General features: G+C 66.9%; 14 protein-coding genes. 6 read left to right on the top strand and 8 right to left on the bottom strand.

What is annotated here, in order from left to right; translation table 11 throughout:
• Positions 1 to 106 precede the first annotated feature (106 nt).
• The 4 genes from P5W98_RS04430 to P5W98_RS04415 all read right to left on the bottom strand — a co-directional run bounded on the left by P5W98_RS04430 (position 107) and on the right by P5W98_RS04415 (position 2,889).
• Positions 107 to 343 carry a hypothetical protein gene (locus P5W98_RS04430; protein ID WP_434718373.1) on the bottom strand — a complete coding sequence of 79 codons (237 nt, stop codon included), beginning with the start codon at positions 341 to 343 and terminating at the stop codon, positions 107 to 109.
• A gap of 143 nt (positions 344 to 486) precedes the next feature.
• Positions 487 to 705, bottom strand: a complete 219-nt coding sequence (locus P5W98_RS04425) for a hypothetical protein (protein WP_434718372.1) — start codon at positions 703 to 705, stop codon at positions 487 to 489.
• 123 nt (positions 706 to 828) lie between these two features.
• A complete protein-coding gene (locus P5W98_RS04420) occupies positions 829 to 2,214 on the bottom strand; it encodes a sigma-54-dependent transcriptional regulator (RefSeq protein WP_421023444.1) in 1,386 nt (461 codons plus the stop codon).
• Positions 2,215 to 2,535: 321 nt separating this feature from the next.
• Positions 2,536 to 2,889 (bottom strand): hypothetical protein, encoded by a 354-nt coding sequence (locus P5W98_RS04415; RefSeq protein ID WP_421073804.1) that lies wholly within the window; start codon positions 2,887 to 2,889, stop codon positions 2,536 to 2,538.
• A gap of 397 nt (positions 2,890 to 3,286) precedes the next feature.
• Between P5W98_RS04415 and P5W98_RS04410 the strand changes: the two genes are divergently transcribed.
• The 3 genes from P5W98_RS04410 to P5W98_RS04400 all read left to right on the top strand — a co-directional run bounded on the left by P5W98_RS04410 (position 3,287) and on the right by P5W98_RS04400 (position 5,850).
• Complete coding sequence (locus P5W98_RS04410; protein ID WP_434662044.1) at positions 3,287 to 4,423, top strand: sigma-54 interaction domain-containing protein; 1,137 nt, start codon at positions 3,287 to 3,289, stop codon at positions 4,421 to 4,423.
• 225 nt (positions 4,424 to 4,648) lie between these two features.
• A complete protein-coding gene (locus P5W98_RS04405) occupies positions 4,649 to 5,278 on the top strand; it encodes a hypothetical protein (protein ID WP_434662043.1) in 630 nt (209 codons plus the stop codon).
• Positions 5,279 to 5,337: 59 nt separating this feature from the next.
• The gene (locus P5W98_RS04400) at positions 5,338 to 5,850 is read left to right on the top strand and encodes a hypothetical protein (protein WP_434662041.1); all 513 of its coding nucleotides are present in this window, start codon (positions 5,338 to 5,340) and stop codon (positions 5,848 to 5,850) included.
• Between the two features lie 62 nt (positions 5,851 to 5,912).
• Here P5W98_RS04400 and P5W98_RS04395 read toward each other — a convergent pair whose 3' ends face one another.
• Together P5W98_RS04395 and P5W98_RS04390 are read right to left on the bottom strand one after the other, a co-directional pair.
• Entirely contained in the window at positions 5,913 to 7,268 is a 1,356-nt protein-coding gene (locus P5W98_RS04395; protein WP_421023439.1) for an ABC transporter ATP-binding protein, read from the bottom strand.
• Between the two features lie 30 nt (positions 7,269 to 7,298).
• Positions 7,299 to 9,071 (bottom strand): ABC transporter permease, encoded by a 1,773-nt coding sequence (locus P5W98_RS04390; RefSeq protein WP_434662040.1) that lies wholly within the window; start codon positions 9,069 to 9,071, stop codon positions 7,299 to 7,301.
• 333 nt (positions 9,072 to 9,404) lie between these two features.
• Between P5W98_RS04390 and P5W98_RS04385 the strand changes: the two genes are divergently transcribed.
• The gene (locus P5W98_RS04385) at positions 9,405 to 11,099 is read left to right on the top strand and encodes a sensor domain-containing diguanylate cyclase (RefSeq protein ID WP_434662038.1); all 1,695 of its coding nucleotides are present in this window, start codon (positions 9,405 to 9,407) and stop codon (positions 11,097 to 11,099) included.
• Between the two features lie 184 nt (positions 11,100 to 11,283).
• On the top strand, positions 11,284 to 11,550 hold the full coding sequence (locus tag P5W98_RS04380; RefSeq protein ID WP_028219326.1) for a double-stranded DNA-specific endonuclease: 267 nt from the start codon (positions 11,284 to 11,286) through the stop codon (positions 11,548 to 11,550).
• 82 nt (positions 11,551 to 11,632) lie between these two features.
• On the opposite strand, the gene P5W98_RS04375 is transcribed toward P5W98_RS04380, so the two are convergent.
• Together P5W98_RS04375 and P5W98_RS04370 are read right to left on the bottom strand one after the other, a co-directional pair.
• Positions 11,633 to 12,949 (bottom strand): ATP-binding protein, encoded by a 1,317-nt coding sequence (locus P5W98_RS04375; RefSeq protein ID WP_421023435.1) that lies wholly within the window; start codon positions 12,947 to 12,949, stop codon positions 11,633 to 11,635.
• Positions 12,933 to 13,664, bottom strand: coding sequence for a response regulator (locus tag P5W98_RS04370; RefSeq protein ID WP_421023434.1), 732 nt, complete (start codon positions 13,662 to 13,664; stop codon positions 12,933 to 12,935). Before P5W98_RS04370 ends, P5W98_RS04375 begins: the two co-directional genes overlap by 17 nt.
• A 231-nt stretch (positions 13,665 to 13,895) precedes the next feature.
• Here P5W98_RS04370 and P5W98_RS04365 point away from each other — a divergent pair, with 231 nt between their 5' ends.
• Positions 13,896 to 14,468: a Spy/CpxP family protein refolding chaperone gene (locus tag P5W98_RS04365; RefSeq protein WP_434718371.1), complete on the top strand. Its 573-nt coding sequence runs from the start codon at positions 13,896 to 13,898 to the stop codon at positions 14,466 to 14,468.
• Positions 14,469 to 14,667 lie beyond the last annotated feature (199 nt).

Genomic DNA, 14,667 nt, shown 5'->3' with positions numbered 1-14,667 from the left:
CAAGAGTCGTGCCTCCCGTGAACCCAGACGCGAATCGCAGTGAAGGGCGGGCTCGCACGGCAAGTGCAAGCCGCATGCGCTCCACGCGCCCGGCCAGCCCGGCAAATCATGCGTCCTGTTCGGACCCCAGATCGCGCTGGTAGTCGAGTCCCTCGGCGCGCGCGCCGCCCTGATTGTGGTCGCCATCGGGCGGCACGCCGGGTGCCGGGCGGTTCTGTCCGGCGGGATCGTGGGTGGCGCCGGAAGCCGGACCGGCAGGGGGATCGCCGCTCTTTTGCGCGGTGTCGCGCGGGCCGCGCTTGCCCGTGTAGCGCGCCGAACGGCGCATGGCGGGATGTCTCATATCGATGCCTCCTGAGGCCTTGGCCGCGAACCGGCGGCCAAGGCGGCGGTGTGCTTACAGTCTAGGGGCCGTCGCGTGAAAATGCCGGTAAAAATGGCGAAGCGTTTGTAACTCGTACATAAAAAGCACGAGTATCAGCGAAATCAGAGAACTTGCCTCGGCGACGCAGCGGTGCCCGGCCCATCGGTGCCCGGCCCATCGGCGCGCGGCGCTTCGCCGGGCTCGGGCGGCGGATCGCCGATGGGCGGCGCGTCGGGCGCGTCGGGTTCGCTGGGCGGGGGGTCGTCGGGCTGCGGCGTATGCGCAAGCGACGGCGGCATGCGCGGAGGATCGGCGGGATTCGGTAATCGGCAGGTCAGCATCGGTGGCTCCTCGTGAGGTTGCACAGAGCAGGTCACAAACCCCATACCAGCGCATCTGTCCGAGCGCAAACCCGTGCAGAGCCGCGCGCGTGGCTGCGCGCGGCCGTCGCCGGGCGCAGGCGCTCAGGCGCAGCCTGCGGCGCGTGCGGGCGCGTCGCCCTTGCCGCTCTCATTGCCGTACTCGACGAGCCGGTTATAAAGCGTCTTCAGACTGATGCCCAGAATTTCCGCCGCACGCGTCTTCACCCCGCCGCACTGCTCCAGCGTCGCGAGAATCAACTGGCGATCGGCATCGGCGAGCGAGGTGCCGAACGGAATCGTCACCGCCGTGCCCGCCACGGGCTTCGAAATCGAGATCTGCAGCGGCACGGCCGCCGTGAGATCGCCTTCGGTGCCGGCCATGATGTGCGCGCGCTGCACGTAGTTCTTCAGCTCCCGCACGTTGCCCGGCCACGGATAGCCGGCCAGCGTCTCGCGCACCGCCGCGGGGAACTGCTTCTTCGTGCCGTGGCGTTCGTTGAGCTCGTCGAGGAACGCCTGGGCGAGCAGTTCCACGTCCTTGCCGCGCTCACGCAGCGGCGGCAGGCTGATCGGAAACACATTCAGCCGATGGTAGAGGTCGAGCCGCAGCTTGCCCTCCTCGACGGCCTGCTCCGGGTCGCGGTTGGTCGCCGCGATCAGGCGCACGTCAGTCTCGATCTCCTTGGTGGTACCCACGCGCATGAACATGCCGGTCTCCAGCACGCGCAGCAGTTTCACCTGGAGCTCGATCGGCATTTCGGTGATTTCGTCGAGGAACAGCGTGCCGCCGTTCGCGCGCTCGAAATAGCCCTTGTGCTGACGATCCGCGCCCGTGAACGAGCCGCGCTCGTGGCCGAACATCTCCGACTCGATCAGGTTCGGCGAGATCGCGCCGCAGTTCACGGCGAGGAATTCGTGCTTGCGGCGCAGGCTCAGCTGATGGATGGTCTGGGCCGCCACTTCCTTGCCCGTGCCCGACTCGCCCACGAGCATCACAGACGCGGGCGTAGGTGCGACGCGGCTGATCTGGTCGTAGACCTCCTGCATCGCCGGCGAATTGCCCATCATGAGACCGAAGCGCCCCATGCGGCGCAGCTCGCCACGCAGCGTGCCGATTTCGGCCTTGAGGTCGCCCGCGCGCGGCAGGCGGTTGAGGATCGCCTTCACGCGCTGAAGGTTGATCGGCTTGACCAGATAGTCGATGGCGCCCGACTTGAGCGCATCGACCGCCGTTTCCACGCTCGCGTGACCGGTGATGACAACGAGTTCCACGCCCGAGCGCGGGTCGAGGTCCTGGAACAGGTCCGTGCCGCTGCCGTCGGGCAGCTTCAGATCGGTGAAGACGACGTCCGGCATCTGCCGGATCAGCTGGATGCGCGCCTCGCGCAGGTCGCCGGCCTGCGCGGTGGTGAGTCCGTCTTCGGCCACCACGGCGGCGAGCGCTTCGCGGGTTTGCGCATCGTCATCGACAATCAATACATGTGGCATCGCGTCTCGTCAGCCCTGAAAGATGAATGGCTCCCATGCGCGGCAAGCACGGGCCGCGAGGCAACGTGAGCCCGCGCCGCAAATTTCGCGGCGCATGCTGTCGCGCTGCAGGGGAGTACGAAACGGTCGGGGGCGCTCAAGACGGCGATTGAGCGGTTTTAGCTGCACTTACGCAACAATACCGCAGCCAGCACGCAACCCGAACCTCGATTGTTGTGGATATGACCATTATAGACTTAATCGAGATAGGCTTGCGCACGTTTGTCGGCGCCCTGTCGACGTACGACAGCACGGCCAGCGCACCCGTTACCGCATGCGATTTCAGTGTCGCGTGACCGGGTCGCTGCCTCCGTGCGGAAACGGCCAGGCCGCGCCCGGGTCGTCGTTCGACACGCCGTTGGGGGCCTCGCGCGCCGTCTTGCTGACCGTGCGAGCGGCTTTGATCGGGTCGGCCATGCTAGCGCCGCCGCTATCCGCAGCAGCCACGCCCGGCATGCCCGCGCCGTTCTCAACCAGTGCGCCGCCCTCGCCTTCCCAGCGGCTCAGATCGCGATAAAAACTCTGCCGCTGCATGCGATGCCGTTGCGACCAGCGCAACGCCAGCATCCCTGCCGTCGCGCCCAGCGCACCCACCGCGAACAGGGTTCCAATCAGTCCAGGCTTGTTTCTTGCCATATCGCATTCTCCCAATTTCGTCGCCGGCGAAGCGGGTTCGGAACAGTTCGGCCTGCGCGGGCCAGACGCCACGCAGGATACGCGCCCGCTAGTAACGTAGACGCGCTGCGCCGGTCCGAGTTGCACAGCATGAGACATGCCATGGGAGCGAGTCCATTGCCGTGCAAGGCGCGGCAATGGTTAAATGTTTACGGGATGGAGATTCCGAAGCCGTCGGCGCCGCATCGCCCGCGCACGTCCTGGGCGGCCTGTCAAGACAGACTGCGGTATAACCGATGATAGCGGCCTGCCGGCTTCACTCCCGGACCTCGCCCACGCACCGCGCGCCTCTACGACTGGCATCGCGAGCGTTTTCCGGCTTCTGGCCGCACACCCCAATATGCAGGACGACTACGCCATGGCGTCAATCGAGCCGGGCTTGCCCGCCGCCGAACGAGACGATGAGCGCGCCGAAGGGCGCCACGAGAAGGGCAACGACGCGCGCCGCAGCGACCCGGCCGGCCCGCGTGTTGCCGGCCCGCGTGTTGCCGGCTTGCAGTCGTACGGCTTGCTGTACGGCTCGTCGGCAATCATGCGCGAGCTTTACGGGCAGATCGAGCGCGTCGCGCTCACCGACGCCACCGCGCTGATCGTCGGCGAGTCGGGCACGGGCAAGGAACTCGTGGCGCGCACGATCCACGCGCAAAGCACCCGCCGCGACGGCCCGTTCATCGCCGTGAACTGCGGCGCGATTCCCGACGATCTGATCGAAGCCGAGCTGTTCGGCCACGAAAAAGGCAGCTTCACCGGCGCCGTGCAGGCCCGCGACGGCCACTTCGAACATGCGCGCGGCGGCACGCTGTTCCTCGACGAAGTCACCGAGATGTCGCTGCTGCATCAGGTCAAGCTGCTGCGCGCGCTCGAAACCGGCGAGTACTATCCGGTCGGCAGCAACGAGGCGATACGCGGCGACGTGCGCATCATCGCGGCCACCAATCGCGATCCGGTGAGCGCCGTGAAAGAGAACGCGCTGCGCGAGGACCTGATGTATCGCCTCGCCGTGTTTCCGCTGCGCGCGCCCCCGCTGCGCGAGCGCGAGCGCGACCGCGAGCTGCTCGCCCAACTCTTTCTCACCGAACTCAACGAGGAAAGCGGCACGCAAAAGGTCTTTAGCAAGCGCGCGCTCGAGACCGTGCGCAACTGGTCGTGGCCCGGCAATGTGCGCGAGCTCAAGAACGCCGTGTACCGCGCGTTCATCCTTGCGGAGAAGACCGTCGAGATCGCCCATCCGCAGCTCGTGCCGCGCGTGAAGAAGCCCGTCAACCAGGGTGACTCGATGAGCGTGTGGATCGGCACGCCGCTCGCCGACGCGCAAAAGCAGATCATCCTCGGCACGCTCAAGTACTGCGGCGGCGACAAGCGGCTCGCGGCGCGCACGCTTGGCGTGAGCCTGAAGACGCTCTACAACCGGCTCGGCAGCTACGGCGCCGAGGACGGCGACACCAGCACGCCCGACGAAAGCACGAGCGATGACGAAACGGACAACGCACACTAAACCCACTGAGGTCGATACCCACACGCCAGCACGAACGCATCGATTCAGAACGAACACGATGGTGGCGCACGCAAGCATGTAACAACAAACGGCGCACGACGTTTTGCAATTTCTTGCACTTTCCCTATCCCCTTCGTATAGGCCATCCTGCACAATCCGCAGCACGAAAACGTGCTGGAGGCCCGCGCCGGGCAGCTTCCAGCCGCTAGCGGCAGGGAAAATGACATGCAAGAACGAAGTGCTCTGGCGTGCAATGCACCAACGTCGGCCCCGCGAATCGCGCCTTCAGCCATCGCGACACGCTCCCGCACCCACGCTTCGAGTGCCCACTGGCGACGCACGGTATCGCTCACGCTGCTCGCCGCCGTGGCGAGCTTCGCCTGCTCCGCGTGCAGCTCGCTCTACTCCGAAGGCGCACAGGCGGGCGCCGGCATTGCCGGCGCGGCCATCGCCTCGAAGGTGACGAGCAACGCGGCGGTCGCCACCGGCATCGGCCTTGGCGCCGTGGCCGCCGCGAAGGCCGGCGTGCAGTATTCGGAGCGCGTGGTACACCGCAACACCCAGGACAGCATTGCGAAGGCCGCCGGCCCGCTCGACGTGGGCGGCGTGGCGCCCTGGTCCATCAGCCATTCGTTTCCCATCGAGGACGATGCGCATGGCCGCGTCACGGTAAGCCGCACGATCAGCACCGGCGCGCTCGACTGCAAGGAAATCGTGTTCTCCGTCGATCAGAACGCGACCAGGGACGCGGCGGCCTCCAGCGCGTTCTATGTGGCCTCGGTCTGCCGCGACGGCGAGACATGGAAATGGGCGTCGGCGGAGCCGGCGACCGACCGCTGGGGCGCGCTACAATGAGCGGGGCGCACGACTTCGATATGCGCAGGCACTGCATCCCGCGCGCCACTGCACACGTCATGCCACGTGCGGCTGCGCGTGTCGTCGCGCTTGCCGCGCTATGCGTGAGCGTCGCGCTCGCGTCGAGCGGCTGCTCGTCGATCGGCTCGGCCAGCGGCGCCGCGGCGGCGGCCGCCACCGGCATCGTGACGGCGAACCCGGCAGTGGGCCTGGGCGTGGGTATTGCGGTGCAGGCGGCCACCGACGAGGCCGTCAACCGCTTCATGAAGAGCATGCACGCCGACCAGCAGGAAATGCTCGCCGAAACGGCCGGGCGGCTGCCCGTGGGCGCCATGGACATCTGGCGCATCAAGCACCAGTTGCCGGTGGAAAACGGTCACGGCCAGGTGCGCGTGACGCGCGCCTTTGCGTCGGCGCTCGCGCTGTGCAAGGAGTTCGTGTTCTCGGTGCAGGACGGCGAAGCCGCCGACGCGCCCGAGCAGTGGTACACGGCCAGCACCTGCCACGACCAGGGCGGCTGGAAATGGGCCACGGCCGAGCCGGCCGTGGAGCGCTGGGGCACGCTGCAATAGCCTCTGAAACGCCCCTGAAGCGCACCTGAATTGCGCGTGGAACGCGCCTCAGTCCAGCCCGATCAGGACTCCACGTCCTCCAGGCTGAAGATCTCCGACTGGTCGTTGTACGAGAAGATCTCGCCATAACGGCCCCAGTCGATCACGGTGTCGAGCGTCTCTTCCGCGGCGCCGTCCGAAAGAAAATCCTCCAGTTCCTGCTCGAAGCGCACGCGCGGCGCGCGGTGCCCGGGGCGCTCGTTGAGCACCTTCTTGATGCGCGCCGCGAGCGGCACCTGGCGCAGCAGATGCTCGGCGAACATCATCTTGCGCTCCTGCGTGCCGAATTCCGCGAACACGCGCGCGGGCGGCGTAAGCAGCACATCGCCTTCGCGCACGTCGGCAAAACCGAGGTGCTGGAGCACTTCGGCGATCGGGAACAGGTCGTCCACTTCCAGGTGCAGCGAGCGCGCGATTTCCGGCATGTCGGCGCGGCCGTGATAAGGCGCCGCCGCCAGCGTTTCGATCAGACCGGCCATCAGGTTGGTCGACACACGCGGCAGCCAGCTGCCGAGCTCGAGCCCCTTGCGGGTGGCCTCGCCGGTCTGGCGGGCGGTCATCTTCGCGTAGATGTCGTCCACGAGCTTGCGGAACGCCGGGTCCAGACGGTTGCGCGGGTGCTTAAACGGCACCTTGATCTCGGCCACCACGCGCCCCGGATTCGAAGACAACACCAGAATGCGGTCGCACATGAACACCGCTTCCTCGATGTTGTGCGTGACGATCAGCACCGACTTGATCGGCAAGCGCCCTTGCGTCCAGAGATCAAGCAAGTCGGTACGCAGCGTCTCGGCTGTCAGCACGTCGAGCGCCGAGAACGGCTCGTCCATCAGCATGAGCATCGGGTCCACCACGAGCGCGCGCGCGAAGCCTACACGCTGGCGCATGCCGCCCGAAAGCTCGCGCGGGTAGGCATTTTCGAAGCCGTCCAGACCGATCAGGTCGATGGCGGCCAGCGCCCGCTCGCGGCGCTCGCGCGCGCCCACGCCCTGCGCTTCGAGGCCCGCTTCCACGTTCTGCAGCACCGTGAGCCACGGAAACAGCGCGAAGGTCTGGAACACCATCGCCACGCCTTCGGCCGGCCCTTCGAGCGGCTTGCCGCGCCACGCAACCTCGCCGGAGGTCGGAGAAATCAGCCCCGCGATGATGCGCAGCAGCGTGGACTTGCCCGAGCCCGAGCGGCCGAGCAGCCCGACGATTTCGCCTTCGCGCAGCGAGAGATTGGCGTCGTCGAGCACGAGCAACTCGCCCTGGGTCTTGTTAAAGCCCCGGCACACGTTCTGCACGCGCAGGATTTCCTCGCCGACGCGCGGCGGAATCGGGACGCTCTGCGCGTCGCCCAGCGTAGTCGTAGTGCTTAGGGTCTTGGGGTTTTGCATCGCTTTACCTTCGAGCCTTCGATTATTCGATCAGTCGAGCCGCAGCCGGGACTCCGCGTAAGTGTAGAGGGGACGCCAGAGCACGCGGTTGAACAGCGTGACGAACAGCGACATCACGGCAATGCCGAGAATGATCTTCGGATAGTCGCCGGCTGCTGTCATCTGCGCGATATACGCACCCAGGCCGTGCGCAGCGACCCTGGTGTCGCCCCACTGCACGAACTCGGACACGATGCTCGCGTTCCACGCGCCGCCCGAGGCCGTGATCGCCCCCGTGACGTAGTACGGAAAAATGCCCGGCAGCATCGCCTGGCGCCACCACTGCCAGCCGCGGATGCGGAAGTTCCTGGCCGCTTCCTTGTAGTCGTTCGGATACGCCGTGGCGCCCGCAATCACGTTGAACAGGATATACCACTGCGTGCCGAGCACGATCAGCGGCGAGAGCCAGATGTCCGGGTTCAGATGGAAGCGCACGATCACGATCACGAACACCGGGAACAGCAGGTTCGCCGGGAACGCCGCGAGGAACTGCGCGAGCGGCTGCACCTTTTCGGCCAGCGCCGGACGCAGGCCGATCAGCACGCCGAGCGGCACCCAGATCACCGAGGCAATCGCGATTAGCAGCACCACGCGCAACAGCGTGATGAGGCCGAGCACGAGCACGTGGCCGACTTCGTCGAGCGTGACGCCGGTGCGCACGAACGCGACCACGCGCCAGACCACGTAGACCGTGAGCGCGATCACGAACACGGCCCAGATAACATCGCCGATCTTCGCGCGCAGACCTTCGCCGCGCGCCGGAGCGGGCGCCGCGATGGACGTCAGTGACGAGGTCAGCGCGGCGGGCAGCCGCAACGGCACGCGCGCGGCCTTCGCGAAGAACCAGCCCATCGGCACGAGCGACTGATGAATCAGATGCGTGCGGCGAATCAGGTCGAGCAGCCACGACTCGGGCGCGTCGCCCGAAGAGGTGTTCTCCATGCGGAACTTGTCGGCCCACGCCACCAGCGGGCGGAACAGGAACTGGTCGTAGGCCAGGATCACCACGGTCATCGTGAGAATCACCCAGCCCACCGCGTGCAGGTTCTTCTCCGTGATCGCCTGCGCCAGGTACGCGCCGATGCCCGGCAGCGTGATCGTGTTGTTGCCCACCGTGATCGCCTCGGAGGCCACCACGAAGAACCAGCCGCCCGACATCGACATCATCATGTTCCAGATGAGGCCCGGCATCGAGAACGGCACTTCGAGCTTCCAGAAACGCTGCCAGCCCGTGAGGTGAAAGCCGCGCGAGACTTCGTCCAGATCGCGCGGCACCGTGCGCAGCGACTGGTAGAAGCTGAAGGTCATGTTCCACGCCTGGCTCGTGAAGATCGCGAAGATCGCCGCAAGCTCCGCGCCCAGCACGCGCGAGGGAAACAGCGCGAGAAAGAAGGTGACCGTGAACGAGATGTAGCCGAGCACCGGCACCGACTGCAGGATGTCGAGGATCGGCACCAGCACCTGGCCCGCCCGCCGGCTCTTGGCCGCGAGCGTGCCGTAGACCAGCGTGAACGCGAGCGAGGCGACCATGGCCGCGAGCATGCGCAGCGTGGTGCGCATGGCGTACTCGGGCAGGTTGGCCGGGTCGAGCGAGATCGTCTGCGTCTTGAGCGTGGCGATGGGCGCCATGGTCTCGTGAAAGCCCACCACGGCCATGGCGATCAAACAGATGATCAGCGGGAACGCCACGAAGTCCCAGCGATTGGGCAGCACGCGCCACGCCGAGGCGTTGGCCGTACGGTTCAGGTTGAATCTGAAGTCCATTCAGGCGCTCTCCCGTGCTTGCCCGCTTCCGAAACGGCACGACACTACACAACCTTCATGACAGATTCAACCTCGCGTCCGATGCCTGCGCCTCATGGCGAAGCATGCGAGTTGCATCGACACGGCCCGCCCCAAGGCGTCCGCGGGCTCCATCGCTCCATTCGAGAGTTAAAATCGTCGCACGGCAACGGCGGCGACCTGTAAAACGGTTGTCACACGCAGCCCCCTAATGTTTCACCGATTGCCCCCGCTTTACCGGGACGCCGGGCATCGCGCCCGCTAACGCACCATCTGCACCCTGCGCGCCATGCGCCTGACCGAACCAGAAGGCCAATGAACAGGAGACTCTTGCGTCAAGCCGCCTTGCCCCCCGTGGTCACGGCGGCGGCTGTCGTGGCGCTCGCGCTCGTGTGCTGGCTGGTCGCGGGCGGGCTCGCCAACCGCATGATGCGCCAGGAGCTCGACACCGCGCTTCGCGTGCAGCGGCAGATGACGCGCTCGGTCGTCGACAACATGGCCGAGGTCATCGCGAGCGATCTCTCGATGTCGCGCGCCATCCCCGCGACCATGGCCGAAACCCGCGTGGTGCAGCAGGCGCTGGTCGAGGCCGGGAATTATGCCGCGTCGCGCACGTCCACGGAACTGGTGCGGCGCGAAGCATTGCAGCACGCTCCCACGCTCGCGGCCGTCAACGGCTTCCTGCACGACGCCCAGGGCTTCTCCGGCTTCGACGCCATCTGGCTCGTGAACAACAACGGCATCTGCATCGCGTCGAGCAACGCCATGGAGAAAATCTCCTACGTGGGCGTCGACATGCGGGCGCGCAACTATCTGAGCGACACCCTGCTCGGCGCGTTCTCCGAGACTTATGGCGTCGGCACCTCGAGCGGCGAGCCGGGCATCTTCGTGGCCGCGCCCGTGTACGACAACGGCCTGCTGGTGGGCGCGGTGCTGGCCAAGGTCAGCATCGCGCGGCTGCGCCACTGGGTCACCCACCCGGGCACCTTTGTGTCCGACAGCAACGGCGTGATCGTCATGGCGCACGACAGCAAGCTCGAAGGGCTCGCCATGCCCGGCTCCCATGTGCAGGAGATGAACGCCGTCGACCGCGTGAACACCTATCTGCGCGAACGCTTTAGCGAACTCCCGCTGCATGGCGCCGGCGAGGCGGCGGCGCACGAAGCGCCGTGGATATCGGAAAGTGCGGCACAGGCGCTCGTGGAATTGCCCCGCCAGCGCACCCCGGCGCTTTACGAGCAGCGTGGCGGGCTCAATTCGGGGCTCACCGCCCATCTCGTCGATCCGCTCAATGCGTGGCCCGAACTGCTCGCGAATCACCGGCGCGACCGGCTGCTGATCTTCTTTACGCTGGCGGGTTCCGTCACGCTCGCCGCCGTGATCTCGATCTCGTGGGTCCGCGAGCGGCGCCTGCATCGCGCAAGCCGGGATCTCGCGGAACAACTGCAGGCCGCCAATTCGCTGCTGGCCGCCGAGGCGCGCCACGACGCGCTCACGGGCGCGCTCTCGCGCCGCTATTTCCTCGACCTGCTGCGCCACGAAATCGACGCGGCCTACGCGAGCGGCAAGCCGCTTTGCATGGCGATCGCCGACCTCGACCACTTCAAGCAGATCAACGACCGCTTCGGCCACCCGGCCGGCGACCGCGCGCTACAGCACTTCGTCGAGACCTGCCGCACCGAGCTGCGCTCCGACGACGCGGTCGGGCGGCTCGGCGGCGAGGAGTTCGGCATCCTGCTGCCGGCCACCACGCTCGCCGCCGGACAAGACGTGATCGAGCGGCTGCGCCGCCACGTGAAAGCGAACGTCTGCACCGGGTTGCCCAGCGAGGCGTATCTGAGCGTGAGCATCGGCATCACGGAGCTCGCGGCGGCCCTGGACCAGCCCGAACGCCTGATGAGCCGCGCCGATCTCGCGCTCTATATGGCGAAGGCGGGAGGCCGCGACCGCTGCGAAGCGATGGCTTCGGACGGCGCCGCGCCGCCGCGCACCGCCACGGCGACCTGGTAATCCGCGCCACCGTCCGCGCGCGCTCAGGCGCGCTCACGCATGAGGAGGGGAAGTCACCACTCACTTAATTGTGGAACCCGTCCAGGGCTTTCCTCTCCAACGCGGTATCATCGAACGATCCGAGCGCGCGGCATCATGCGGCGCGCATCGCCGTGGCAAGTCGCTCAGCACATAGGAGGCATGCATGAAGGGAAATCTGGTCATCGTCTGCCGCGATCAGGATGCTCTCGCGTTCGACCAGCTGATGGTCGAATACGGAGCGTTTCAGACGCGCCTGTCATCGACCGCGTGGTACCTGAAGCTCGAAGCCGCACCCGAGCTGGTTCAGGAAGAAATTCTTGCCCGCCTCGGCAAGTACACGACGCACTACATCTTCGAGGCCGATAGCGTCGTCTACAACACCGTGGACAGCGAGGCCGCCGCCGCGCTCGACACGCTGTTCTCGGCCTGACGCACCCGCACGCATATCACGTGACATCCGGCGGCCTTGCCCGCCGCACTCTCCCCCGCCAATATGCGCCGCACGCCGGCGCTCACCAGATCTGCGCCGCCTCGGCAACCGTGCGTTCGACCACTTCGAACGGAAACGCCATGCGCACTTCGAGGCCGCCGCTCTCGCCATTGCCGATGGCGATCTCCCCCCCCGCGCGGCGCACGAGCCGCTCGACGATCGCGAGACCCAGGCCGCTATGGCCGTTGCCGCCGCGCGCCGGATCGAGCCGCACGAACGGGCGGCTCGCCTGCGTGAGGTCCTGGTCGGCAATGCCCCCGCCGTGGTCGCGCACGGTGAGCGTGAAATCCTGCGCCCCGCGCGCAGTCTCGATCACCACGGGCGGCGCGCCGTAGGCGTGCGCGTTGTCGAGCAGGTTCGACACCACACGCTCGAGCGTGGCCGCGGGCAGGCGGAACACCGCTCCCGCATTCAGGCGGCGTTCGATCACGAGCGTCTCGCCGCCGACTGTACGGTAGTTGCGCGCGATGCGCTCGCACTGGTCGTCCACTTCAACGGGCTCGCTGCGGTCGGCGCCATCGTGCGCGAACACCAGGAACTGGTCGACGATATGCGCCATGGAAGCCACGTCGCGCACCACGCCGTCACGGACCTTCTGCTCGTCCATCATCTCGGCGCGCAGGCGCAAGCGCGCGAGCGGCGTCTTCAGGTCGTGCGCGACTCCCGCGAGCATGACCGCGCGGTCTTTCTCGGTGCGCTCGACCTCCTTCACCATCTGGTTGAAACCGCGCGTGAGCTGGCGCATCTCGCGCGGCCCGCGCTCGGGCAAGGGCGGCACGGGCTGGCCGCGGCCGAAGCGCGCGACCGCCTGGGCGAGCGCGCGCAGCGGCTGCTGGAGCATCCAGGCGGCCACCAGCGCAGCGCTCACCGCCGCCGTGAAAATGATGATGAACCACGGCACCGCGCGGTCGATCGGGCGCATCGGGCGCAGCGGCTGCGCTGGCACCACGATCCAGCGCGCATCCTGCGGACCGCGCACCCACAACATGGGCGGATGCCCGGGCGGGCCGATGCGCACGTCGGTGCCGGTCGGCATGCGGTCGCGCAGGTCGTCGATGAAGCGGCGCAGACCGGCGGGCATGTCGGGCTTGATCGCGGGCACCGCGACGCTCGCCGGGTCGACCAGCTGCACGCGCGAGGGCAGCGGCTGATCGGGCTCGCGCTGCACGTGCTGACGCACGGCATCGACGAGGAACACGGCCTCTTCCACCGCGTAGCGCGACTGCATCTGGTCGCGCTCGAGGCGCATGAGCGCGAACCATGCGACGTGAGACAGGAGCAGAACGCCGATGAACAGCAGCGCGAACCGCCCAAACAGCGAATCAACCGGCCGGCGCATGGCTGGCCTGCTCGCCATCCGGCACAAAGACGTAGCCACGGCCGCGCACTGTCTGAATGAAGCGCGGCGTGGACGGGTCGGTCTCGAGAATGCGGCGCAGGCGCCACACCTGCACGTCGATGCCGCGGTCGGTGCCGTCGTACTCCGGACCATGCAGCAGCTCGAGCAGGCGCTCGCGCGTGAGCGTGCGCATCGGATGATTGACAAAGATCTTCAGGAGCGCGAACTCGCTGCCCGACAACATGATGGGCTTGCCCTCCTGCTGCAGCGTGCGCGACTGGAAGTCGAGCACGAAGCGGCCGAACGAGAACGGCTCGCGCTGCTCGGGCGCGGCGGCCGAGGGCACCGTGCGGCGCCGCCGCAGCACGGCCTGCACGCGCGCGAGCAGCTCGCGCGGGTTGAAGGGCTTGCCGAGATAGTCGTCGGCGCCAAGCTCGAGGCCGACGATGCGGTCCACGTCGTCCGCGCGCGCAGTCAGCATGATCACGGGAATATCGTCGCCCGAGGCGCGCAGCTTGCGCAGCGCCGTGAGCCCGTCCACGCCGGGCATCATGAGATCGAGCACGATCAGGTCGGGGCGCTCGCGCTCGAGCCGCCGCTCGAGCGAGCCCGCATCGTGCAGCACCGACACTTCGATCCCCTGCCGCGCCAGATAGTCGCGCAGCAGGTCGCGCAGTTCGACGTCGTCGTCGACGACCAGAATTTGAGTAGCCATGGGACGAAGTTTAACGCGCGCGAGAAAGCCGTTTGCTTACACGGACGCGCTTTGGGTTACAGGGTGTTACCGCGAAAGGCGCACGTAATGTTGCGTAATGCCGGCGGCCAGGGCGGTAACACGCGGGGCGGGTCTGCTCGATACGCTAGGGACACCGGTTGCGAACGCCATCGACTTCCCTTGGCGCCGTGCCAGACCGGACACCTTCAAGGATTTGTCAGGAGCTTCACCATGATTAAGACCCCTTCGCGCCTTCTCGCCATCGCCGCCACGACGTTTGCGCTCAGCTTCGGCGCCACCGCCGCCAACGCTCAAACGCCGCCTCCCCCTGCCGGCCCCGGCATGATGCACGGCGGCCCGCGCATGCATGACGGCCACGGCACGCGCGGCGACTTCATGACGGGTTTCAAGAAGCTGCACGACAAGCTGAACCTGAACGCCGCGCAGGAAAAGCAATGGCAAGCCGCGCTCGACACGATGAAGCAGAACCACGAAGCCATGCGCAAGAACCGCGAGCAGATCAAGCAGCAGTTCGACTCGATGAAGAGCCAGCCGATCCTCGACATGAGCGCGCTGCACGCCACGCATCAGAGAGTCGAGCAGCAGGACGCGCAACTGCGCGAGCAGACCGCGCAAGCGTGGCTCGCCTTCTATAACGGCCTGAACGATCAGCAGAAGACCACGGTGAGCTCTGCGTTCAAGGAGCGCTTCGCGAAGAGGGAACAGCGCCGCGAGAAGATGCGCGAGCGTTGGGAGCAGTACCAGAAGGAGAACCCGGGCGCGGCGTCGGCGCCGGCGCAGTAAGCGCCTCTCGAGGCGCAGCGCGGGCGGCGCGCCGGCTGGCGCGCCAACCGTTGGCACTACATCGGCACAACGCCGCGGGATGCGAATTATTACCCCTGGCCTGAAATACATAGTTAGAGCAAAGCATGACAAAGAGTCCCCGACTCACTACGAACCGTCGCATTCAGACGCTTGCCGGATAAAACGCTTGCCGGTTAAA

The organism is Paraburkholderia sp. A1BS-2L (genome assembly GCF_051125205.1).
Classification (GTDB): domain Bacteria; phylum Pseudomonadota; class Gammaproteobacteria; order Burkholderiales; family Burkholderiaceae; genus Paraburkholderia.
Note: the sequence above shows the minus strand (reverse complement) of the source record. Positions and strands in the feature narration are given on the sequence as shown.